We start from the raw sequence: 22,910 nt of genomic DNA, 5'->3' as shown, positions 1-22,910 counted from the left end.
CGCGCAATGTGTGCCGACCCTAGGCATTCGCCCCGATCTACACCATGTTCCGCATCACATTCGGTGCCCGCGAATTCGGTTCGGGCGCGCGCAAAACCCGGCGTTCCGGGCAACGCGTCGATGCGACCGGCCGCCCACCGAGGGCCACAGCTAAACTTCAGGGCGAATCCCCAGCTTCGCGCTCCGGCCCGAAAGGACCCTGGTACTCCGTGACTCCGCAGGTCGACACCGTCAGCGCAGCCGCAGCGACTCCCGATGCCCCGCAGCCGTACAAGGAGCTCGGTCTCAAGGACGACGAGTACGCGCGGATCAAGGAAATCCTCGGCCGCCGGCCCACCGACGCCGAACTCGCCATGTACTCGGTGATGTGGAGCGAGCACTGCTCCTACAAGTCCTCGAAGGTGCATCTGCGCTACTTCGGCGAGACCACCACCGAGCAGATGAAATCCTCGATGCTGGCGGGCATCGGTGAGAACGCGGGCGTCGTCGACGTCGGCGACGGCTGGGCGGTCACCTTCAAGGTGGAAAGCCACAATCACCCCTCCTATGTGGAGCCGTATCAGGGCGCGGCCACCGGCGTCGGCGGCATCGTGCGCGACATCATGGCCATGGGCGCGCGGCCCATCGCGGTCATGGACCAGCTGCGCTTCGGTGCGGCGGACGCATCCGATACCCGGCGCGTCGTGGACGGCGTGGTGCGTGGTGTCGGCGGCTACGGGAACTCGCTCGGGCTGCCGAATGTGGGCGGCGAGACCGTTTTCGACGCCTCATATCAGGGCAACCCATTGGTTAACGCGCTGTGCGCGGGCGTGATGCGGGTCGAGGATCTGCATCTGGCCTTCGCCTCCGGCACGGGTAACAAGATCATCCTGTTCGGCGCGCGCACCGGTCTCGACGGCATCGGCGGTGTTTCGGTGCTGGCCTCGGACACCTTCTCCGGTGACGAATCCGGGACCGGCCGCAAGAAGCTGCCGAGTGTGCAGGTCGGCGACCCGTTCGCCGAGAAGGTGCTCATCGAGTGCTGTCTCGAGCTGTACGCGGCCAAGCTGGTGGTCGGCATCCAGGACCTCGGCGGTGCCGGATTGTCCTGCGCCACTTCCGAACTCGCCGCCGCCGGCGACGGCGGCATGCATATCGATCTGACCAAGGTGCCGCTGCGCGCCAAGGGGATGACCCCGGCCGAGGTGCTCTCCAGCGAATCGCAGGAGCGCATGTGCGCGGTCGTCACGCCGGAGAACGTGGACGCGTTCATGGCCGTCTGCCACAAGTGGGATGTGCTGGCCACGGTCATCGGTGAGGTCACCGATGGCGACCGGCTGGTGATCAGCTGGCACGGCGAGACCGTCGTCGATGTGCCGCCGCGCACCGTCGCGCACCAGGGCCCGGTCTACGAGCGCCCGGTACAGCGGCCGGACTTCCAGGACGCGCTGATCGCCGACACCCCGGACACCCTGCCCCGGCCGAAGACGGCGGAGGAATTGCGCGCCACCGTGCTGCAGATGATCGCCAGCCCGCAGCTGTGCAGCCGCAGGTGGATCACCGAGCAGTACGACCGCTATGTCCGCGGCAACACCGTGCTCGCCGAACACGCCGATGCCGGTGTCATCCGGATCGATGAGGAGACCGGCCGCGGTATCGCGCTGGCCACCGACGCGTCGGGCCGCTACACCAAGCTGGACCCGTACACCGGCGCACAGCTCGCGCTGGCCGAGGCCTACCGCAACGTGGCCACCACCGGTGCGACGCCGAAGGCCGTCACCAACTGCCTCAACTTCGGCTCCCCCGAGGATCCGGGCGTGATGTGGCAGTTCCAGCAGGCCGTGCGCGGTCTCGCGGACGGCTGTGTGGCCCTTGGCATTCCGGTCACCGGCGGCAATGTCAGCTTCTACAACCAGACCGGTCAGGACGCCATCCTGCCGACCCCGGTGGTCGGTGTGCTCGGCGTCATCGACGATGTGCACCGGCGCATTCCGACCGGCCTCGGCCTCGAGCCGGGCGAGACGCTGATCCTGCTCGGCGAGACCGCCGACGAATTCGGCGGCTCGATCTGGTCGCAGGTCGCCCACGACCACCTCGGCGGCGTGCCGCCCAAGGTCGACTTCGCCCGAGAACAGCTGCTGGCCGAGGTGCTGACCGCCGGATCGCGCGACGGCATGATCAGTGCGGCGCACGACCTTTCGGAGGGCGGCCTGATCCAGACCGTCGTCGAGGCCGCGCTCGCGGGTGAAACCGGCTGCCGCGTCCTGCTGCCCGAGGGTTCGGATCCGTTCGTGCAGCTGTTCTCCGAATCGGCGGGCCGGGTGCTCGTCGCGGTGCCGCGCTCGGAGGAGACTCGCTTCACCAAGATGTGCACCGCGCGCGAATTGCCGTGGGTGCGCATCGGTGTGGTCGATCAGGGTTCGGATTCCGTTGAGGTGCAGGGTCAGTTCTCGATCACCCTGGACGAATTGCGCGAGGCGCACGAGGGCACGCTGCCGAAGCTGTTCGGAGCCAGTGCCGTTTGAGCGCGCCGGAGGCTGGTGAGGTCTCGGTAGCCCTACGCGACGGCGTCGGCAGGATTGTCGGCGCCGTCGAGCGCTTTTTCCATCCGAATTATGTCGGGATCATCGTGGCAACGGTGTTCTTCGGCTGGTCGCTGACACCCTCGCTGCTGCCGCGCGATTGGCTATTCGAGGGGCTGGTCAGCGGTATCAACGCGGCCATCGGCTATGGCGTCGGCTCTCTGTTCGAGTGGGTGTACCGCAAGTGGATACGCAAGCCGTTGCGTCGCAAGCTCGCTCAGCTGCCCGCATCGGTGACGCGACAGTGGGCGCGTCGGCCGAAGTGGCTCTCGGGTGCGGTCAAGACCACGATCGTGCTGGCCTGTCTCGGCGTCGGGGTGTTTCTGCTGGTCGAGTCGGCCCGGTGGCAGCGCGAAATCACCGCGCTCATGGCCATGGAACCGATCACGACCTCCAGCTTTTTGCGCACCGGCGCGTTGAGCGCAGTGGTCGGTGCGATAGCCATCGGCGTGTTTCGCGCCCTGCGCAGGATCGTTCGTTCGATCGCGTTCGAGTTGATCCGGCGCGCCCACTTTCCGCGCCCGCTGGCCGTGCCGACCGGCGTGCTCATCGTGGTCGTCGCGGCGGTGCTGCTGTTCAACGGCGTACTCACCAAGGTCTTTTTCGATGTGGCGAATTCGGCGTTCAGCGTGCGCAACGGGAACACCTCGCCGAATGCCGTACAGCCGCAACTGCCCGAGCGTTCCGGCAGTCCGAACTCGTTGGCGGCCTGGGACACCCTCGGCTCCGAGGGCCGCTGGTTCGTCTCGTTCGTGCCGACCGCCGCGGCGATCAGCCAGGTCACCGGGAAGCCGGCGCGCGAACCGATTCGGGTCTACGCCGGTCTGGAGTCGGCCGACGGCCCGCAGGCGCAGGCCGAGTTGGTGGCGGCGGAATTGGAGCGCACCGGCGCATTCGAGCGCAAGGTGCTGGTGGTGGTGACGACGACGGGCACCGGCTGGGTCGATTCGACCAGTGCCGAATCCATCGAGCTGATGTACGGCGGCGATACCGCGATCGCCGCGACCCAGTATTCGTATCTGCCCAGTGTGCTGTCGTTCCTGTCGGATAAGGACAAGGCCACCCGGATGGGAAAGCTGGTCTTCGACAAGGTCTATGAGCACTGGTCGGCGCGGCCGGAAGGGGCGCGGCCCACATTGCTCGTCTACGGCGAGAGCCTGGGCTCACAGGGCTCCGAGGGCGCGTTCACCGGCCTGGCCGATATTCGCTCGCGCACCGATGGCGTGCTGTGGGTGGGACCGCCGAATTCCAACCGGCTGTGGAGCGAAGTCACCGCCCGCCGCGATCCCGGCACACCGGAGATCCTGCCGACCTATGCCGACGGACTGGTGGTGCGCTTCGCCGACGGTCGCGGGGACCTGTGGAAGCCTGGGGATACCTGGCTGCCGCCCCGGATCGCCTATCTGCAGCACGCCTCCGATCCGGTGATCTGGTGGTCGCCGGATCTGCTTTTCTCCGAACCGGATTGGCTGCGCGAGCCGCGCGGTCCCGATGTGTCCTCGCGGATGGCGTGGTATCCGATCGTCACGTTCTGGCAGGTCGCCGCGGATCTGCCCAATGCCCAGCGGGTCAGCGACGGACATGGGCACAACTACGGCGATCTGGTGCTCGACGGGTGGGCCGCGATCGCGCAACCTCCGGATTGGTCGGCCGATGTGGTGGACCGGATCCGGGATTATCTGGCGATCTCCGCGGCCCGCGAGCATCAATTGAAATAGCGTGGGTCGATGGGTGCTCGGCAGGCTACGCCCCTGGACGGGCCCGAACCCCGCGTCGCCGGGCTCGCCCAGGTGCGCCCTCAGCCGACGGATTTGAACGGATCGTGCTCCGCGATCAGTTTCTCCATCCGCGCCTCGTCCAGGCGGCGGCTGATGGTCGCCGCCTCCTGTTGGTCGCGAACCACCTTCGCCAGGGTGAAGGTGCTCGACACCAGGAACAGCACGGACATGCCGAGGAAGCCGCGCTGCGCGATATCCAATGGGAGATAGAAGATGCCGACGCCGGTCCCGAAGAAGCTGACACCGAACGCGATCGCGGCTTGCGCGAGAAAGGCCGAGGTGGTTTTCGGCTGGGCATTGGGAGTGCTCATGGGTACCGAGTCTGCTGAATCGTGGTAGCACGCAACCGCGTACATCTACTCGAGCGCTGTGGGTAGTTGCCGATTACGTCCACACGGGTCGACACGTGGTGTCGGCCGATCCGCGGGCGCTGCAATTGGACACAGCCCGCATACTGTTCCTGTGAAGATCGCTACGGACCCGTTGTCGCCCGTGCCCGATCCGGACCGCCACGATCTGGGCATCGCGCCGTCTCGCTGACCGATGCTCGACTCCGACACCCCCCTGACGAAGCTGCGTGCGCGCGGCATCGTGGTGGTGCGGCGCGCCGAGGACATCATCGATCTCAACTATGTCGGACTGGTCTTCGCGACGATCTTCTTCGCGCTGTCGGTGACACCGTCGCTGGTACCGCGCGACTGGCTGTTCCAAGGTCTGATCAGCGGTATCAATGCCGCGCTCGGTTACGGCCTCGGCTGTGTGCTGGAGTGGCTGTTGCGCCTGTGGGCCCGGCCGCGGCTGGCCGAACGGCTGCGCGGTCGGATCGCGCCGCCGCCGACCTGGGTGCGCTACGCGGTGAAGTCCGCCATCCTCTTCACCGCCGCCGTGACCGCGGCGTTCATGCTGGTGCAGTCGGCGCGCTGGCAGCGCGAGATCACCGCGCTGATGGGGATGGAGGGCACCACCACCCCGGCCTATCTGCGCACCGGATTGCTCAGCATCGCGGTCGGTGCGGGGGTGGTCGCGGCCTACCGGACGTTGCGCGAGATCATCCGGTTCCTGGCCCGCCAGCTCAACCGCTGGGTGCGGGTGCCGCGTGAGCTGGCGCCATCGGCCGGATTCCTGGTCCTGGTGATACTGACCGTCACCGTGTTCAACGGTGTGGCCTCGCGTGCCTTCTTCGCGGTGGCGAACTCGGCGTTCAGCGTGCAGAACGATCACACCTCGCCGAATGCGATCCAGCCGGTGCAGCCCGAGCGGTCGGGCAGTCCGGCATCGCTGGCGACCTGGGATTCGCTCGGTTTCGAGGGCCGCTGGTTCGTCTCGCACGGTCCCTCCGCCGCCAGGATCGCCTCGATCACCGGTAAGCCCGCGCGCGAGCCGATCCGGGCCTATGTGGGTCTGGAGTCGGCGCAGAGCGGCGATGCGCGGGCCGAACTCGCGGTCTCCGAACTGGAGCGCACGGGTGCGTTCGACCGGAAGGTGTTGGTGGTGGTCACCACCACCGGTACCGGCTGGGTGAATTCCATGGCGGCCGGTGCCATCGAGTACATGTACGGCGGCGATACCGCCATCGTGGCCTCACAGTATTCGTATCTGCCCAGTGTGCTGTCGTTTCTCGCCGACCGCGGCAAGGCGACGGATGCGGGTAAGCGGCTCTTCGACGCGGTGTACGAGCATTGGTCGGTGCGGCCGGAGCAGGCGCGGCCGAAATTGCTCGTCTATGGCGAGAGTCTCGGTTCGCAGGGCTCGGAGGCGGCCTTCGACGGACTCGCCGATCTGCGGTCGAAGATCGACGGTGCGCTGTGGGTCGGGCCGCCGAATTCGAATCGACTGTGGGAGCAGTTCGTTGCGCGCCGCGATCCCGGTTCCCGAGAGGTCGAGCCGCTCTACGCCGACGGTCTGGTGGTCCGATTCGCCTCCGATAGTGCCGATCTGGCGCGGCCATCGACCGAATGGCGCGCCCCGCGCATCGCCTATCTGCAACACGCGTCGGACCCGATCGTCTGGTGGTCCTCGGATCTGATCTTCTCCCAACCGGATTGGCTTTCCGAGCCACGCGGCTCCGATGTCTCCTCGCAGATGCGCTGGTGGCCGTTCGTCACCTTCTGGCAGGTGACCTGCGATCTGTCCAATGCGCAGGGTGTCACCGACGGGCACGGGCATCGGTACGGCAGCCTGGTGCTCGACGGCTGGATCGCCGTTGCCGCACCGCCGGATTGGACCGTGGAACTGTCCGACAAGATCCGGACACAGCTCGATGCCGCCGAGGATTACGAGCGCGAGACAAAATGACGTCATTCGGCCGTTTCGTGAAAACCATTGTTGCCGTGGGTATTCCGTTGGCGTGGAGCAATTGGGTGCTGCCGCGTCTGGACCTGGAGCTGCCCGGCCGCACGGCCGCCAATGCCGGATTCGCGACCGGCTACGCACTGATGTTCCGGGGCCGACCGAACTGGCTGTCCGCGCGCGGCCTCGGTTGTGGGCTCGCCGCGGCGGGCGTGGTCGCCGCCGGTTACGGTGCGGCCGTTGCCATTCCAGCGATTCGCGATCGCCTCGGCGGCTTCGTCGACCGCGCCCCGGACGTCCCGCTCGGTGAGTGGATCGCGGTACATATTCCGATCGGTACCGTCTACAGCGAGGAACTCGTCTTCCGTGCAACGTTGAATCGATTGTTGGACAACGATTTCGGACCATGCCGTGGTGCGTTGATCGGAGCGCTGACCTTCGGTCTCTGGCATATCCGGCCCGCCCGCGCCGCGGGCGACAGCGTTCCCGCATCGATTGCCGCGACCGCAGCCGGTGGTCTCGTGTTCGATCTGCTGCGCCGCCGCACCGACAGTGCCACCGCCCCCGCGCTGCTGCACTTCGCCGTGAACGCCGGTGGTGCACTCGCGCCGCACCTCGCTGCGGCTCGTTCGCCGAACAGTTGACCGGCTTCGGCCGCTGTCACGTAGCGGCTGGTCATAGGCGAGCGGCGGACCACGCTGCCTCGCGTCACACCGATTCGCTGTCGGCTGAGACGCGCTACCGCCCGGCGCAGCGGCGCTGTCGGAGCCCGGCAGTAGTCTCGGCATCGTGGCGGGACGAGCAACGGTGGATCCAGCGGAACTACGAGCGGCGGTCGCGGCGGTCAGTGCCTGGCTGCGCGACGATTCGACGCCAGCACCCACCAGGCCCGAACTCGCCGCCGCGGTCCGCACCACCGCCCGTACCCTGGCCGGCTCCGCACCCGGCCATTCCGTCGAGGTTCGCGTCCCACCGTTCGTCGCGGTGCAGTGCATCGAGGGACCGCGGCACACCAGGGGCACACCACCGAACGTCGTCGAAACCGATCCGCGCACCTGGCTGCTGCTCGCCACCGGCCTGCTCGACTTCGACGCCGCGGTGGCGGAGGGCACCGTCAACGCCTCCGGCAGCCGAGCCGCCGAAGTCGCCCATTGGCTCCCCATCGCCCACCCCGCCGCGGACCGACGATCGTGATCGGGTAGTCGCCAGAACCGTACCGCCCGTTATGAACTGGTGGTCGGAAGTTCAGGCCCTCGACAACCATGCGGACGAGGATTGGTTCGAGCGGACGCACAGCAAACCGTTCGGCTGAATGGGGGCCACCATGGACACCACGATCACCGATCACACCGACTATTCGCACAAGTACACGATGCGAATCAGCCGCTTGACGATCGACAAGCTCGGCATTCGGCTCTACGACCGCGTCTCCGCGGTGCTCGCCGAACTCATTGCCAACTCCTACGACGCCGATGCCACCAGGGTCGAGGTCGCGCTGCCGTGGGGCGTGACGCTCGCGGGCACCATCCACGCCGCCGACCACGAGCCGTATCGAATTGTGGTGCGCGACAACGGACATGGCATGACATCCGCGGAGATCAACGCCCACTATCTGATGGTCGGCTCGGATCGGCGAGTGCGCGTCGGCACCGATCTGTCGCGGCGGCTGGAACGGCCGGTCATGGGCCGCAAGGGCATCGGCAAACTCGCGCCGTTCGGCATCTGCCGCACCATCGAGGTGGTGTCGGTGGGCGGCACGGATGCCGAGCGCACCGAAAAGGGTTGGCCGGTAGCGAATATCGTGATGAACCTCGACGAAATGCTCTCCGATACCGAACGCGACTACCATCCGCGTCCCGGACCGCGGGACGGCACATTCAGCACCGAGCGGGGCACCACGGTCATCCTGCGCGACTTTCTGCGCAAGCGTGTCGGTTCCGGTCCCGAATTGAGTCGGCAACTGGCCGCGCGCTTCGGCTTGGAACGCGCCGACTGGCAGGTGCAGGTGCACAACAGCATTGCCGAGCGCGCCGCGCCGCAGAAGTTCGTGCTGCGTGATCTGCCCGTCGATGTCATGGAGGAGACCAGGATCGATGTCGCGAAGCGGCCGGTGTGGATCGGCGACCGCTTCCTGCCGGTGACCGGCTGGGCGGCCTACTCCAAACACCCCTATCGCGACGAGGCCATGGCCGGTGTCCGGATCTACGCGCGCGGCAAATTGGTCGCACAGACTCGCGACTTCGGCATTCCGGCCGGTTTCACCGGGGAATTCAAATTGCGTTCCTACCTGGTCGGCGCGGTGCATGTGAACTGGTTGGACGATGAGGAAGACCTGGTCCGCTCGGACCGCCAGGACATCATCTGGAATTCCGAACGCGGTGAGGCACTTTCGGCCTGGGGCCGCAATCTCGTGCGCGAACTCGGGCGGCTCGGGGAAGGTTCGGTCAAGCGCCGGGTGTGGGAGGAGTTCGTCGAGAAGTCCGGCATTCTGGCAACCCTGCAGTCGATCGCGCCGCAGGATCGGATGTTTCGCGAGTCGGTGATGGATGCCGCCCGGATCCTGGTGAACAACAAGGATCGTGCCGCGCTGGAGGATCCGGGCCATATCGACAGCATCGTGCGGCTCGCCCTCTCGCTCGGTCCGCAGCGCAGCCTGCTGGAAACGCTGAAGGAGGTTGCCGAGGACACCGATAACCGACTCGATGTCGTTGTCGCCCTGTTCGAGACCGCCCGGGTGGCCGAGGTGTATTCCCTCGGCCAGATCGCCTCCGAGCGGGTGGCGGTAGTGGATCGACTGCAAAGCCTCGTCGACGACCGCCGATCGCTGGAGCGCCCCTTTCAGGAGTTGATCGAACGGGCGCCCTGGCTGCTGGCACCCGAATGGACACCGCTGGGCATGAACGAATCGCTGAAGCGGGTCCGCGCCAGCTTCGAACGGTGGTACAAGCAGAAATTCGGCGCGGTCCTGGTCACCACCGCAATCGGCAGCGAGAAGCGGGAGCCGGATTTCGTACTACTGCACGATGCGGGCGAGCTGTGGATCGTCGAGATCAAGCGGATGGACTACCACCTCACCGATGAGGAGTACAACCGCGCGATCAACTACCTCTACGCGCTCGACACCTTCCTCGATGAAAATCCCCGCATCGGTGAGCAATTCCCGCGCCGTCGACTCACCTTCATTGTCGACCATATCGATAAGCTTCGGCCCGCCTCGCTGTCCTCGCTGCTCAGCGACCACCGCGTCGATCGCAGGACTTGGCGCGAATTACTCGACTCGACGCTGCGCGCGCACCGCGACTTTCTGGATCGCGTCTACGCCATGCGCCTGGGCGAACAATCCGAAGCCGAGGATGCGGGGGCGAGTGCTGGCTAGCGCGAACATCTCAGACAACCACGTGACTCGGTCGAGTGAGGCGGTTCAGTAGGGCGGCTTTGATGGCCGGGCGGGAGCCGAAGACCAAGGTGAAGGTGGCCTCGCGCAGCGAGCGTTCGGCGTGATTGCCGCGGGTGACGGCCGCGCTGCCGGTGGCGGTGACCAGGGCGGTGGCGGTGCGTACGGCGAGTTCGGAGGCGCGGGCGCGGGCCAGGTAGACATCCGACTGTCCGGTGAGCGCATCGTCGAGTTCGGTTCGGATGCGGGCGGATTCGGCGGCCAGCGCGGTGGTGTCGACGCCGAGGCGGGCGAGTTCGGCGAGGCAGCGGCGCACGACACCGAGGGCGAGCGCGCCATTGCGCCACGCGGCCAGGATGAAGGTGGCGTGGAAGTTGCGCAGCGGAATTCGGTTCTCCACAGCGGAATCGGGAATCAGCACACCGTCGAAGTTCAGCGAAACGGTTTTGCTCGCATCGGCGGCGATGAGGGGCAGCGGGGTGGCGTGCAATGCGGGTCCCGCTTCGGCGGGTACCAGCACGCTGACCAACGATCCCGCATCGTCCGCATCGCGCGCCATTACGCCGAGGACGTCCACCAGGCCCCACCCGGTGACAAAGGGTGCGGTGCCGTTGAGCAGATAGCCACCGTCGATGCGTCGGGCGATCAATCCCGGTTCATCGTTCGCGCCAGCGTAACTCACCCCCGAGCGCACCCGCCCGCGCCGCAGATCCTCGGTAAGTCGTTCCCGCAGTTCGAGATTCGGTGAGTTGGCGACCCGGCGGGCGACCCCGAGATGCTGCGCCCAGACGAAGGTGGTCGCCAGACATCCGGCGACCAGGATCTCGCCGGCGGTGGTGAAGGTGGCGATATCCATATCGTCTGCCATGGTCGCGCCGTAGAACCCGTATTCGGCGAGTAGGTCGAAATGTGTGGGCGGAATCTCACCGCTGCGGTCGACGGCGTCGGCCTGTGGTGCGAATACTTCATCGGCCAGATACTGCGCGTGTTCGATCCACGAATTCACAAACACCATCTTGGTGCATTCCGCACAGCGCGTCACACCGTCCACCGTCGGCCCCGGCCGAACCCGGCCTCAGCCGCGTGCCGTAGCGCGCCGATGCAAGCCCCGGTAGTCGTAGTACCGCGTAACGAGGGTGCCCAGCACCAGCCCGATCGCGAGCCCGATCACCGCCATCCACACCCCGCGCGAGAGCCCCGCCGAGAAGTTCGCATCGAAGTAGAGAATGGCGCGCACACCCACGAAGACCTGGTGCATCGGCTCGAATTTCGCCAGCCAGCCCAGATATCTGGGCGTCGCCTCGATCGGCACGGTGCCGCCGGAGGAGGGCAGGCCGAGGATGATGAACAGGATCAGATTGACCAGCAGTCCGGCCGATCCGAGCGCCGCCAATACCGACAGCCCGGTGATCCCGACCGCGATGATGGCCACCGCGCTATAGAGGAACAGGGTGAGTGGATGGTCGATCGGCATATCGAGCAATCGCGCCACACCAAGGAAAACCCCCGCGACGATATTCGCGGTGATCACCATCACACCCCATTTGATCAGCAGCGTATTGAAACGGGAGATCGGGGTGGCCGGAAAATGCACGTACCACGGGCCGTATTCGGTGGGCACGAAACCGAGCGCGGCATCGATCATGGTGTGGATGGTCATCGAACCGACCAGCCCGGCGAGCAGGAGCAGTAGCGCGTAGAAGAACGCGGTCAGCCCCTGTCCGGTGCCCGAGGGCAGCGGACGGAACGGCGTGATGACGATCTGCACCGGATCCGCGAGCACCAGCCGGGTCGCACCGGTCAACTCGGGCGCGGGCGCGCCGCCGGGCGGCGCTGTCAACTGCGCGCGGACCTGTTCGGTCAGCTGCTTGCCCACCTGTTCGTTCACCTGGGTCAGCGCCCTGGTGCCGATGGTGGTGACGATCTCGGTGACGAACGCGCCACTGCGCGGATTGGTCTGCAGGGTGAGCGTCGGGCGCTGGATATCACCGGGCACCACGCTGCCGACGCCGAGAATGCCGAGGCGCTTGCTGAAATCGCTTGGAATCAGGATGGTTCCGTACACCGCGCCCGACTGCATCTTCAGCTGGGCCTCGTTGATGCCGAGCACCTGCAGATCGACCTTGTCCGCCGGGATGCCCTGACGCAGCGCGTCGGTGATCTGGTTGCCGAAGTTGACCTGCTGCTGCTGACCCGGAGCGCCGATGGTGTCACCGACATCCTGATTCACCAGTGCGATCGGAAAGTCGTGCAGGTTCTTCTCCGGATCGACGACATAATCGAGATACATCGTGCCGAGCAGCGCCATGAACAGGGTCAGTACCGCGATCGGGGCCAGCCACATGCGCGCGGTGAAGCGCCGGTCCGACGCAGCGGTTCCCCTGCCGTCCGTAGTCGTCACGGCTGGCACGGTAGCACCGGGTAGGGCCGAGAAACGGCACCATCGCTCGGCGATTGCTGTACGGACGTGGTGGCGGTGACCGCCGCGCAGGATGCACCCGTAGAATGGCCATTGCGCACAGCCCGCCCGAACAGGGAGCAAACGGTGACCAACGCCGAAATGCCGGTCGAAACAACCCCCGATCAGGTCGAGAACGAACCACGCGAAGAGTGTGGTGTGTTCGGAGTCTGGGCGCCGAGCGAGGATGTGGCCAAGCTCACGTACTACGGCTTGTACGCGCTGCAACACCGCGGCCAGGAGGCCGCCGGCATCGCCGTCTCCGATGGCTCGCAAATTCTGGTCTTCAAGGATCTCGGTCTGGTCAGCCAGGTCTTCGACGAGCAGACCCTGGCCGCGATGCCGGGTCATATCGCCGTCGGCCACTGCCGCTACTCCACCACCGGCTCCACCACCTGGGAGAACGCGCAGCCGATCTTCCGCACCACCGCGGTCGGTTCCGGACTCGCGTTGGGCCACAACGGAAATCTGGTGAACACCGCCGAATTGAGCGCCCGCGCACGGGAACTCGGGCTGATCGGCATGCCGCCGGTCTCCGGCGGTCGGCCCGCGCCGATCACCGCGACCTCGGACTCCGATGTGATGACCGCGCTGCTGGCGCACGCCGCCGCGGATTCGAGCATCGAACAGGCCGCGATGAAGCTGCTGCCGACCCTGAAGGGCGCGTTCTGCCTGACCTTCATGGACGAGCACACGCTCTACGCCGCGCGGGATCCGCACGGCGTTCGCCCGCTGTGCCTCGGTCGGCTCGAGCGTGGCTGGGTCGTTGCCAGTGAGACCGCCGCGCTGGATATCGTCGGTGCGGCCTTCGTCCGGGAGATCGAGCCGGGCGAACTGCTGGCGATCGACGCCGACGGCGTGCGGTCCATGCGCTTCGCCAATCCCGAGCCCAAGGGCTGCGTCTTCGAATTCGTCTACCTGGCCCGTCCCGACAGCACCATTTCCGGTCGCTCGGTGCACGCCGCCCGCGTCGAGATCGGCCGTCGCCTGGCCAAGGAGCATCCGGTCGAGGCGGATCTGGTGATCCCGGTGCCGGAGTCGGGCACCCCTGCCGCGGTCGGATACGCCCAGGGCTCCGGTGTGCCGTACGGTCAGGGCCTGATGAAGAACGCCTATGTCGGGCGCACCTTCATCCAGCCGAGTCAGACCATCCGTCAGCTGGGCATTCGGCTCAAGCTGAATCCGCTGCGCGAGGTGATCCGCGGTAAGCGGCTCATCGTGGTCGACGATTCGATCGTGCGCGGCAATACCCAGCGCGCGTTGATCCGGATGCTGCGGGAGGCGGGCGCGGTGGAAATCCACGTGCGCATCGCCTCGCCGCCGGTGAAGTGGCCGTGCTTCTACGGCATCGACTTCGCCTCGCGCGCGGAGCTGATCGCCAATGGCGCGGGCGCCGATGACAGTTACGAGGACATGGTGGAGGCGGTGCGCCGCTCCATCGGCGCGGACACCCTCGGCTATATCTCCACCGAGGGCATGATCGCCGCCACCGAGCAGCCGCGCTCGCGGCTGTGCAGCGCCTGTTTCGACGGCAATTACCCGATTCCGCTGCCCACCGAGGCGGCCATCGGCAAGAACGTACTCGAGGGCATGCTCACCGGACAGTCGGAGGCAATGCTGCTGAGCGAGAACGCGAATGCGAGCGCGCTGAGCCGTCCCTGACGAAGAAGAACGATCCGAACCCCTCGGCGGCAGCCGGGGGGTTCGATCTTGTTCGGGGTCTCGTGCCTTATCTGTCCGCCGGAGTGCCATGGCCTCCTCGAGACGCCACAACGCCGGTTTCGGTGGGAACCTGGTCATTCGTCCGGTGATCCGGCCTTGCCTGCGCACCTTGCGCAACGGCCGCTGACACCTCAGTGATTTTTTCTTTGAAAACGCAACATCCCAGAAATGGATCCTGGGTACGGTGCCCGACATATCGGAAGTTCACCGCGCCGTCCGCGGTCCTGTGATCCAGAACACGCGGCGTGGCGCGCTCGAGAAGTGGGGCCTGATGTTGGTTTCAAGGAAGCCTGGGCGAAGGGTTCGGACCCGACGAATTGCGGCGGTCGGGATGGCGGCATTGGCCGTATCGGCGATCGCCGGATGCGGTTCGGGACGCACCGGCGGTGGTGGCGACGGAGCCGGACTGGTGGCGGGCACCACCGACAAGATCTTCTCGCTCGATCCCGCGGCGGCCTACGACAACGGCTCGCTGCTGGTCGAAACCCAGATCTATTCGTATCTGCTGAATTTCGCGCCCGGCGATGCCACCCCGAAGCCCGACGCCGCGGAGAAGTGCGAGTTCAGCTCGCCGACGGTGTACACCTGCAAGCTGAAGTCGGGGCTGAAGTTCGCCAATGGGAACCCGCTGACCGCCAAGAGCGTCAAGTTCTCCTTCGATCGCATGCTCGGCATTAATGACCCCAACGGTCCCGCCTCGCTGCTGGGCAATCTCGAGAAGACCGAGATCGTCGACGACCTGACGGTGAACTTCACATTGAAGGTCGCCAACGACCAGACCTTCCCCGCGATTCTGCCGACCCAGGCCGGTCCGATCGTGGACGAGAAGGTTTTCCCGGCCAATAAGGTGCTGCCGGACGAGGATGTGGTGAAGACCAAGGGCTACTCGGGCCCGTACACCATCGCCAGCTACGACAAGAACAAGCTGGTCGAGTACAAGGCGTACCCGGACTACAAGGGCATCCTCGGCACGCCGAAGACCTCGCAGGTCTCCACCAAGTACTACGCGACCTCGGACAATATGAAGCTCGATCTGCAGAGCGGGGCACTCGATGTCGCCTACCGTTCCTTCACGCCGACCGATGTCGAATCGCTGCGCAAGGACAGCAAGGTCAAGGTGTCGGACGGTCCCGGCGGTGAGCTGCGCTATATCGTCTTCAATCTGAACACCATGCCGGGCGGAACTCCGGAGCAGAAGTTGGCGGTGCGCAAGGCCATCGCCTCGTCGATCGACCGACCCGCGCTGGCCGAGGGTGTCTACAAGAACACCTACCAGCCCGCGTATGGCTTTGTGCCGCAAGGCATGCCGGGTGCGGCCGAGCCGCTGAAGGATCTCTACGGCGCCAAGCCCAATAAGGATGCGGCGGCGAAATTCCTCTCCGGCGCTGGCGTCGCGACGCCGGTGGAACTGAATCTGCAGTACAACCCCGATCACTACGGTTCGAGCAGCTCCGAGGAGTACGCGGCGATCAAATCGCAGCTGGAGTCGACCGGGCTGTTCAAGGTGAATCTGCAATCCACCGAATGGGTCACCTACCAGAAGGAACGGGCCCGTGACGGTTACCCGCTCTATCACTTCGGCTGGTTCCCGGACTACCCGGACGCCGACGACTACCTGACCCCGTTCTTCGCGCCGAACAACTTCCTGCAGTCGCACTTCGAGGAGCCGAAGATCACCTCGCAGCTCACCGCGGAGACGACCGAGCAGGACAAGTCCAAGCGCATCAAGCTGATCGAGGACGTGCAGAAGGATCTCGCGCAGAACTATCTGCCGACCCTGCCGCTGCTGTCCGGTAAGCAGATCGCGGTATCGAATCCGAGCGTCCAGGGTGTGACCGACACACTCGACGCGTCCTTCAAGTTCCGGTACACGGTGCTGAGCAAGTGAAGTCTGGCGAAGCCGGGCCCGAAACTGTTGCCACCGCGGATAAGCGGGCATCGGATCGGGTCCGGCGCTTCGGGCTGCCATGGGTCGGGAAGTTCGGCGGGGATTCCCGACAGCTGGCGTTATTGCGGTATTTGGTGATTCGACTGTTCTTGATCCTGCCGACGGCGTGGATCCTGGTCACTGTCGTGTTCTTCCTGATGCGGGTGATCGGTGATCCGATCAGCGCCGCGATGGGCGGACGGATGACCCAGGAACAGATCGAAGTGCGCAAGGAAGCGGCCGGTTTGAACCGGCCGATCCTGACCCAGTACTGGGAGTACATCTCCGGGCTGATGCACGGGGATTTCGGGCACTCCCAGGACAATCGGCAGATCAGCGAGGTGGTGACAACCTACGGCGCGGCGACCCTGGAGCTGGTGTTCTGGGCGCTGCTGGTCGCCTTCGCGGTCGGTGTTCCGCTCGGCAGATACGCTGCGACACACCGTGATTCGACGGCCGATGCCGGACTGCGACTGTTCGCCATCCTGGCCTACGCGGCGCCGGTCTTCTTCGTCGGCCTGCTGCTCAAGCTGATCTTCGCGGTGAAGTTGGAGTGGCTGCCGGTCGCGGGCCGGGCCAGCACATCGGTGGAACTGCAACTGCAGCATGTCTCGCCGAAGACCAACATCATGGTGGTCGACGCAATCCTCTACGGGGACAGCAGTTATCTGATCGATGTGCTGAAGCACGCGATATTGCCCGCGGTGGCGCTCGGTCTATTGACCGCGGGTATTTTCCTGCGGTTGGTGCGCGTCAATCTGATCCAGACGCTGCGCAGCGAATTCGTCGATGCCGCACGGGCGCGCGGACTTTCGTCGCGGGTGGTGACGGGGCGACATGCCGTGCGCAACGCGATGATTCCGATCATCACGGTGATGGGCATGTATATCGCGACGCTGCTCGGCGGTGCAGTGCTCACCGAGACCACCTTCGAATGGAAGGGGCTCGGCTATCAGCTCGCGGAATATCTGCATCAGCGTGATTTCATCGCGGTGCAGGGAATTGTCGCATTCCTGGCGCTGGCCGTCGCGGTCATCAGCTTCGTGGTGGATGTCATTGTCGCGCTGATCGACCCGAGAGTGAGGTTCTGATGACCGCTCCGGAATTGGCGAACGAACCACTGGTGGTGCCGCCGGTACCGCCGACCAGGCGCAGGCGGATCCCCGGATTGCGGCTGTTCACCATGACCGCCGGATTGCAGCGGGTGACGCTGATGGTCGGACTCGGTCTGGTCGCGCTGTTCGTATTCGTGGCGATCTTCGCACCACTGATCGCACCGTACGGCCTCGCCCAGAACTCCTCGGACGGTGTCGCTTTCGTCGCTCAGCAGCCGCCGTCGGGTCAGCACTGGTTCGGTACATCGGTGCGCAGCGAGGATGTGTTGTCCCGGGTGATCTTCGGTGCCCGCACCGCGCTTTTGGTGATCGCGATCTCGCTGGTGATGTCATTGGTCGTCGGGGTGCCGCTCGGATTGGTGTCCGGGTATGTCGGACGCGCCCTCGACCGGGTGCTCGTATTGTTCATGGACGCCATCTACGCGTTCCCGACCCTGCTGCTCGCGATCGTGGTGTCCATCGTGGTCGCGGGCGGACAGTCGAGCAGCTTCGGCGGCGTGCTGTCGGCGTCGGTCGCCATTACGGCGATCTATGTGCCGCAGTATTTTCGGGTGGTTCGCAATGCGACGGTCGCGGTGAAGACCGAACCGTATGTGGACGCGGCCAGGGTCACCGGTGCGTCCACCACTCGAATCATGTTCCGGCACATCCTCGCCAATGTCACCCAGTCGCTGCCGGTCATCGTCACCCTCAATGCGGGCGATGCGATCCTGACCTTGGCCGCGCTCGGCTTCCTCGGCTTCGGCATCGAGCCGACCCAGGCCGCCGAATGGGGCTACGACCTCAATAAGGCGCTCTCCGATGTCTCCAACGGCATCTGGTGGACCGGCATCTTCCCGGGTACCGCCATCGTGCTGGTCGTACTCGGTCTGACGCTGGTCGGCGAGAGCCTCAACGAGGTGCTCAATCCGTTGCTGCGCACCCGCCGGGCGCTGAGCCCGGGCACCGTCGCCAGCGACAGCCTCGGCGTCGGTGCCGGCGATTCCGTCACCGTCGTCGAAAAAGATGTTCCCGCAGCGGAACTCACCGCCGCCGAACTCGATCTCGTTGGCGAGGCCGAGCAGGGCGGCACAACCGATGCAGACCGGGAAGGACCAGCACGATGACGGAAGTGGTAGCCGAGCAGCGTCCGGCGCTGTCCATCGAATCGCTGTCGGTCACCTTCGCCACCGACGCCGGACCCGTCTACGCGGTCAGCGATGTCTCCTACGAGGTCTTCCCCGGCGAGGTGCTGGCCATTGTCGGCGAATCCGGCTCGGGAAAATCGGTGAGTTCGCGCACCGCGATCGGGCTGCTGCCGAATACCGCACGGGTCGAGGGGCTGGTCACCCTCGGTGCGGACAAGGTCACCTCGATGAGCGAGCGACAGCTCACCGCCCTGCGCGGCGGCGCCATCTCGATGATCTTCCAGGAGCCGGGTCGCGCACTCGATCCGCTGTTCACGGTCGGCTTCCAGATCGCCGAGGCACTGCGGGCGCACAGCGATATGAGCCGCAAGGCCGCCAAGGCCCGCGCGATCGAACTGCTGCGCATGGTCGGACTGCCGGATCCGGAACATCGGGTGGACTACTACCCGCATCAGCTCTCCGGCGGTCAGAAACAGCGCGTGATGATCGCGATCGCCATCTCGTGTGAGCCGAAGGTGATCATCGCCGATGAACCGACCACCGCACTCGATGTCACCGTGCAGGCCGAAATCCTGGAATTGCTACGCGATCTGCGCGATCGCATCGGCAGCGCGATCGTATTGATCACCCACAACATGGGTGTGGTCGCCGATATCGCCGACCGGGTGGTGGTGATGCACGACGGCAAGGTGGTCGAGCAGGCACCGGTGGACGAGCTGTTCGCGGCGCCGAAGCAGGAGTACACCCGCAAACTGCTCGCGGCCGTCCCGCATCTGGGCACCGGGCAGTTGGAACACGGCGCCAAGGAAGTCGGCGCCAAGGAAGTCGGCACCGCCGAGCCGGTGCTCGAGGTGTGCGATCTGGTTGTGCAATTCCCCGGACCGTTCGGCCGCCCACCGTTCCGCGCGGTGGACAATGTCAGCCTGTCCATTCGGCCCGGTGAAACCCTCGGCCTGGTCGGCGAATCCGGCTCGGGCAAGTCGACCATCGGCCGCTGCGTCGCCGCACTGCAGCGCCCGACCTCCGGGGTCGTCAAGGTGCGCGGCCAGAACATCGCGGAGCTGTCGCAACGGCAGCTGCGGCCGATCCGCCGCCGCTTCGGCTTCGTCTTCCAGGACCCGGCCAGCTCGCTGAATCCGCGGCTCACCGTGGGCGACTGCGTCGCGGAACCGCTCATCGTGCACAAGGCGGGCAGTGCCGAGGAGATCCGGGCCCGGGTACGTCACCTGCTCGATGACGTGCAGCTGCCAGCGGGCACCGAACGCCGCTATCCGCACGAACTCTCCGGCGGCCAGCGCCAGCGCGCCAGTCTGGCCAGGGCGTTGGTGCTCGATCCGGACCTGCTGGTCGCCGACGAACCGACCAGCGCGCTGGACGTCTCGGTGCAGGCGGCGGTGCTGGAGCTGTTCGGCACCTTGCAGCAGGAGTGCGGCTGGGCCTGTCTGTTCATCAGCCACGATCTGGCCGTCGTCGATCAGCTGGCCGACCGGATCGTGGTGCTGCGCGACGGCGCGGTGGTCGAGCAGGGTGATCGTGATCGCATTCTGCGCCATCCGGAGCAGGAGTACACCCAACGCCTGGTCGCCGCGGTGCCGGTGCCCGATCCGGTGGAGCAGCGGCGGCGTCGCGCCGAGAGTGCGGCACTGTTCGCCACCGAGCCGATGGAATGATCGCCATCTACCAGGCGGGCGGTGGACAATATGAAGGTGCCTACGGCCGAGTCCGTTATCGGACTCCGGTAGCGTGAGCTGGCATCTATCCGCCGATTCGGTTTGGAGCTTTCCCCGAAAATGACTGAACAGACCCCCAGTGGTGCCGGTGCCTCCTACGCCGCGTCCGGTGTGGACATCGAGGCAGGTGACCGCGCAGTCGAGTTGTTCGGACCATTGGCGAAGAGGGCCAGCCGACCCGAGGTCCAGGGTGGGCTCGGCGGATTCGCCGGACTGTTCGCGCTGAAGGGTGGCTACCGCGAGCCGTTGCTCGCGGCCTCCACCGACGGGGTCGGCACCAAGATCGCGGTCGCGCAGGCGATGGACAAGCACGATACGGTCGGCCTCGACCTGGTCGCGATGGTCGTGGACGATCTGGTGGTCTGCGGTGCCGAACCGCTGTTCCTGCAGGACTACATCGCCATCGGCAAGGTCGTCCCGGAGAAGGTGGCCGAGCTGGTCTCCGGCATCGCCGAGGGCTGTGTCCGGGCGGGCTGCGCGCTGCTCGGCGGCGAGACCGCCGAACATCCCGGCCTGATGGATCCCGACGACTACGACCTGTCGGCGACCGGTGTCGGCGTTGTCGAAGCCGATTCGGTGCTCGGTCCGGACCGGGTGCGCCCCGGCGATGTGGTGATCGCCATGGGCTCCTCGGGCCTGCACTCCAACGGCTACAGCCTGGCCCGCAAGGTGCTGCTCGATATCGACCGGATGTCGCTGACCGGGCATGTCGAGGAATTCGGCCGCACCCTCGGTGAGGAACTGCTCGAGCCGACCAAGATCTACGCCAAGGACTGCCTCGCGCTGATCGCCGAAACCGATGTGCGCACCTTCGCCCACGTCACCGGTGGCGGCCTGGCCGCGAACCTGGGCAGGGTGCTGCCCGCGGGTATGGTCGCCGAACTGGACCGCGGCACCTGGAACCCGGCGCCGGTGTTCAAGATGATCGCCCAGCGCGGTCGGGTCGAGCGGGCCGAGATGGAGAAGACGTTCAATATGGGCGTCGGCATGGTCGCCGTCGTGGCACCCGAGGATGTCGACCGCGCTCTCGCCGTGCTGACCGCGCGGCATATCGCCTGCTGGACCCTGGGCACGGTCAAGAAGGCCAAGGACGCCGACGCGGTGCGCGCCGTGCTGGTGGGTGAGCACCCGCGCTTCTGAGAAGTCCCTTGTCCCACAACAGAACACACATCAGCGTCCCGCATCGTTCGATGCGGGACGCTGATGTTATTGCAAGCCCCGAGTGGCTAGTCCGGTAACGCGATGTCAAAGCCTGAAGGGGGAGGCCCGTCGGCCTCCCCCTTCAGACGTTTGAATTCGAGTCAGCGGCGCCAGTCGTTGTAGTCGTCGTCCTCGTCCCAACGGGTTGAGGACTCGTCCGCGTCGTGCTCATCGGACAGCACACCACCACTCCGCTGGGAGGTGGGGCTACCCGAAAGCTCGCGCTGAAGGCTCGCGAAGTCAGTCGGCGCTGAGCTGTACTTCAGCTCGCGTGCGACTTTGGTCTGCTTTGCCTTAGCCCGGCCACGGCCCATGGCTGACCCCCTCGCGTCACTGCGGGGCGGCCTGGGGTTTGTTGGCGGCCCCGTTCGAATTAATACTCTTCCTGACAGACACTTTAGCGTGTGTCCGGCGGTCGCGCTTCCAGGAGTGGGGGAAGAACTCCCGAAGTGGTGCCGTTTGCCTGGTTGTCGCCGCCGCGCCGACCCCTCAGAGCACCCCGGGGATCGCTCGAATGACCCCGACTCTGGCACCGCCGCCGAGCACCGGCGGGGCCGCGAGTTCGGCGTGCGCATCGGACCACTCGACTCCCATGCGATGCAAAATGGCCAGCGTCAGGGGGATTCGCGCACGATCGTGACCGTCGGCGATCTTGTACGCGAACGCCGTTCCATCCGGTAGCGCGCCCGCGTGTACACCGTCCGCGCCGATCTTGCAGACCAGTCCGGGGGTCGCCCGCATGGTCAGCAGATCGGGTGCGTTGGTGCCGGAAATCACTCGTGGATGTGCGCGGATCGCATCGGCGACCCGGCGCTGCGGCGACCCGGGGTCGGCAGTCGCCATGTTCGCGTAGGCGCGGGCCAGATTCACCAGCGAGACCGGGATGATCGGCAGTCCGCAGCCGTCGATGCCGAGGTCGGTTTCGGGTTCACCGGTGAGGTCGGTGATGGTGGCGATCACCGATTGCTGCAGCGGATGCGCCTGGTCCAGGTAGCCCTCGGTGGGCCAGCCATTGATGGCGCAGGTGGCGAGCATGGCCGCGTGCTTGCCGGAGCAGTTCATGTACACCCGGCGTGGTTCGGCGGATTCGTACAGCGCCGCGGCCCGCGCGCGTTCCTCCTGCGGCAGATCCGGCGGGCATTCGAGGGCCTTCTCGTCGAAGCCGAACCGGTCCAGCAGACGCTGGACCAGCGCGATGTGATCCGGTTCGCCGTAGTGCGAAGCGGTCGCGATGGCCAGTTCCGCATCGTCGAGCGGTTCGAAACCGTTGCGCAGCAGGGTGATCGCCTGCATGGGCTTATTGGTGGAGCGCGGGAAAATCGGGACGTGCACCTCGCCGAGGGCGAGGGTCGGTTCGCCGTCGGTGCCCAGGATCACCACCGACCCGCTGTGCACGCATTCGCGGAAGCCCGAGCGGACGACCTCGACGAGTTCGACGGTCATAGCTCGGCTCCTGTGGTCGCGGCCGCCTCGCGCTGCTCGCGCGCGTCATCGACCCGCTGTTCGCGGCCGCTTGCGGCATGGACCTGCTGTTCGCGGGCGCTTGCGGCATGGACCTGCTGTTCGCGGGCGCTTGCGGCATGGACCTGCTGTTCGCGGGCGCTTGCGG

17 protein-coding genes are annotated in these 22,910 nt (G+C 66.0%); 12 read left to right on the top strand and 5 right to left on the bottom strand.

Annotated features, from left to right (window positions below; genetic code table 11):
- Positions 1–209 precede the first annotated feature (209 nt).
- Positions 210–2,504: a phosphoribosylformylglycinamidine synthase subunit PurL gene (purL, locus tag ACQP0C_RS38845; RefSeq protein ID WP_433728393.1), complete on the top strand. Its 2,295-nt coding sequence runs from the start codon at positions 210–212 to the stop codon at positions 2,502–2,504.
- The gene (locus ACQP0C_RS38840) at positions 2,501–4,279 is read left to right on the top strand and encodes an alpha/beta hydrolase (RefSeq protein WP_433728391.1); all 1,779 of its coding nucleotides are present in this window, start codon (positions 2,501–2,503) and stop codon (positions 4,277–4,279) included. The genes purL and ACQP0C_RS38840 overlap by 4 nt, the downstream gene beginning before the upstream one ends.
- Positions 4,280–4,359: 80 nt before the next feature.
- Here the strand turns inward: ACQP0C_RS38840 and ACQP0C_RS38835 are convergent, their stop codons facing one another.
- Entirely contained in the window at positions 4,360–4,650 is a 291-nt protein-coding gene (locus tag ACQP0C_RS38835) for a YiaA/YiaB family inner membrane protein (protein WP_433728389.1), read from the bottom strand.
- A gap of 232 nt (positions 4,651–4,882) precedes the next feature.
- Between ACQP0C_RS38835 and ACQP0C_RS38830 the strand changes: the two genes are divergently transcribed.
- From ACQP0C_RS38830 to ACQP0C_RS38815, 4 genes are all read left to right on the top strand, one after another.
- Positions 4,883–6,634 (top strand): alpha/beta hydrolase, encoded by a 1,752-nt coding sequence (locus ACQP0C_RS38830; protein ID WP_433728387.1) that lies wholly within the window; start codon positions 4,883–4,885, stop codon positions 6,632–6,634.
- 35 nt (positions 6,635–6,669) lie between these two features.
- Positions 6,670–7,272: a lysostaphin resistance A-like protein gene (locus tag ACQP0C_RS38825; protein WP_433728385.1), complete on the top strand. Its 603-nt coding sequence runs from the start codon at positions 6,670–6,672 to the stop codon at positions 7,270–7,272.
- 145 nt (positions 7,273–7,417) lie between these two features.
- Positions 7,418–7,822, top strand: coding sequence for a sterol carrier family protein (locus ACQP0C_RS38820; RefSeq protein ID WP_433728383.1), 405 nt, complete (start codon positions 7,418–7,420; stop codon positions 7,820–7,822).
- Between the two features lie 130 nt (positions 7,823–7,952).
- Positions 7,953–10,004, top strand: a complete 2,052-nt coding sequence (locus tag ACQP0C_RS38815; protein ID WP_433728381.1) for an ATP-binding protein — start codon at positions 7,953–7,955, stop codon at positions 10,002–10,004.
- Positions 10,005–10,014: 10 nt separating this feature from the next.
- Here ACQP0C_RS38815 and ACQP0C_RS38810 read toward each other — a convergent pair whose 3' ends face one another.
- Complete coding sequence (locus ACQP0C_RS38810; RefSeq protein ID WP_433728379.1) at positions 10,015–11,028, bottom strand: acyl-CoA dehydrogenase family protein; 1,014 nt, start codon at positions 11,026–11,028, stop codon at positions 10,015–10,017.
- A 69-nt stretch (positions 11,029–11,097) separates the two neighbouring features.
- Positions 11,098–12,366, bottom strand: a complete 1,269-nt coding sequence (locus ACQP0C_RS38805; RefSeq protein WP_433734780.1) for an ABC transporter permease — start codon at positions 12,364–12,366, stop codon at positions 11,098–11,100.
- A 216-nt stretch (positions 12,367–12,582) separates the two neighbouring features.
- On the opposite strand from ACQP0C_RS38805, the gene purF reads away from it, so the two are divergent.
- The 6 genes from purF (at position 12,583) to purM (ending at position 21,241) form a co-directional block, all read left to right on the top strand.
- Positions 12,583–14,142: an amidophosphoribosyltransferase gene (gene purF, locus ACQP0C_RS38800; protein ID WP_433734779.1), complete on the top strand. Its 1,560-nt coding sequence runs from the start codon at positions 12,583–12,585 to the stop codon at positions 14,140–14,142.
- Between the two features lie 391 nt (positions 14,143–14,533).
- The gene (locus ACQP0C_RS38795) at positions 14,534–16,090 is read left to right on the top strand and encodes an ABC transporter substrate-binding protein (protein ID WP_433728377.1); all 1,557 of its coding nucleotides are present in this window, start codon (positions 14,534–14,536) and stop codon (positions 16,088–16,090) included.
- A gap of 113 nt (positions 16,091–16,203) precedes the next feature.
- A complete protein-coding gene (locus ACQP0C_RS38790) occupies positions 16,204–17,220 on the top strand; it encodes an ABC transporter permease (RefSeq protein WP_433734778.1) in 1,017 nt (338 codons plus the stop codon).
- Positions 17,220–18,350, top strand: a complete 1,131-nt coding sequence (locus tag ACQP0C_RS38785; protein ID WP_433728375.1) for an ABC transporter permease — start codon at positions 17,220–17,222, stop codon at positions 18,348–18,350. Before ACQP0C_RS38790 ends, ACQP0C_RS38785 begins: the two co-directional genes overlap by 1 nt.
- On the top strand, positions 18,347–20,041 hold the full coding sequence (locus ACQP0C_RS38780; protein WP_433728373.1) for an ABC transporter ATP-binding protein: 1,695 nt from the start codon (positions 18,347–18,349) through the stop codon (positions 20,039–20,041). Before ACQP0C_RS38785 ends, ACQP0C_RS38780 begins: the two co-directional genes overlap by 4 nt.
- Before the next feature lie 120 nt (positions 20,042–20,161).
- On the top strand, positions 20,162–21,241 hold the full coding sequence (gene purM, locus ACQP0C_RS38775) for a phosphoribosylformylglycinamidine cyclo-ligase (RefSeq protein ID WP_433728371.1): 1,080 nt from the start codon (positions 20,162–20,164) through the stop codon (positions 21,239–21,241).
- 161 nt (positions 21,242–21,402) lie between these two features.
- Here the strand turns inward: purM and ACQP0C_RS38770 are convergent, their stop codons facing one another.
- Positions 21,403–21,615 (bottom strand): DUF3073 domain-containing protein, encoded by a 213-nt coding sequence (locus ACQP0C_RS38770; RefSeq protein ID WP_420770527.1) that lies wholly within the window; start codon positions 21,613–21,615, stop codon positions 21,403–21,405.
- Between the two features lie 175 nt (positions 21,616–21,790).
- Positions 21,791–22,744, bottom strand: a complete 954-nt coding sequence (locus ACQP0C_RS38765; protein WP_433728369.1) for an asparaginase — start codon at positions 22,742–22,744, stop codon at positions 21,791–21,793.
- Positions 22,745–22,910: the final 166 nt, after the last annotated feature.

This window comes from Nocardia sp. CA-129566, assembly GCF_050956075.1.
Classification (GTDB): Bacteria; Actinomycetota; Actinomycetes; order Mycobacteriales; family Mycobacteriaceae; genus Nocardia.
This window is presented reverse-complemented; position numbering and strand designations above follow the sequence as displayed.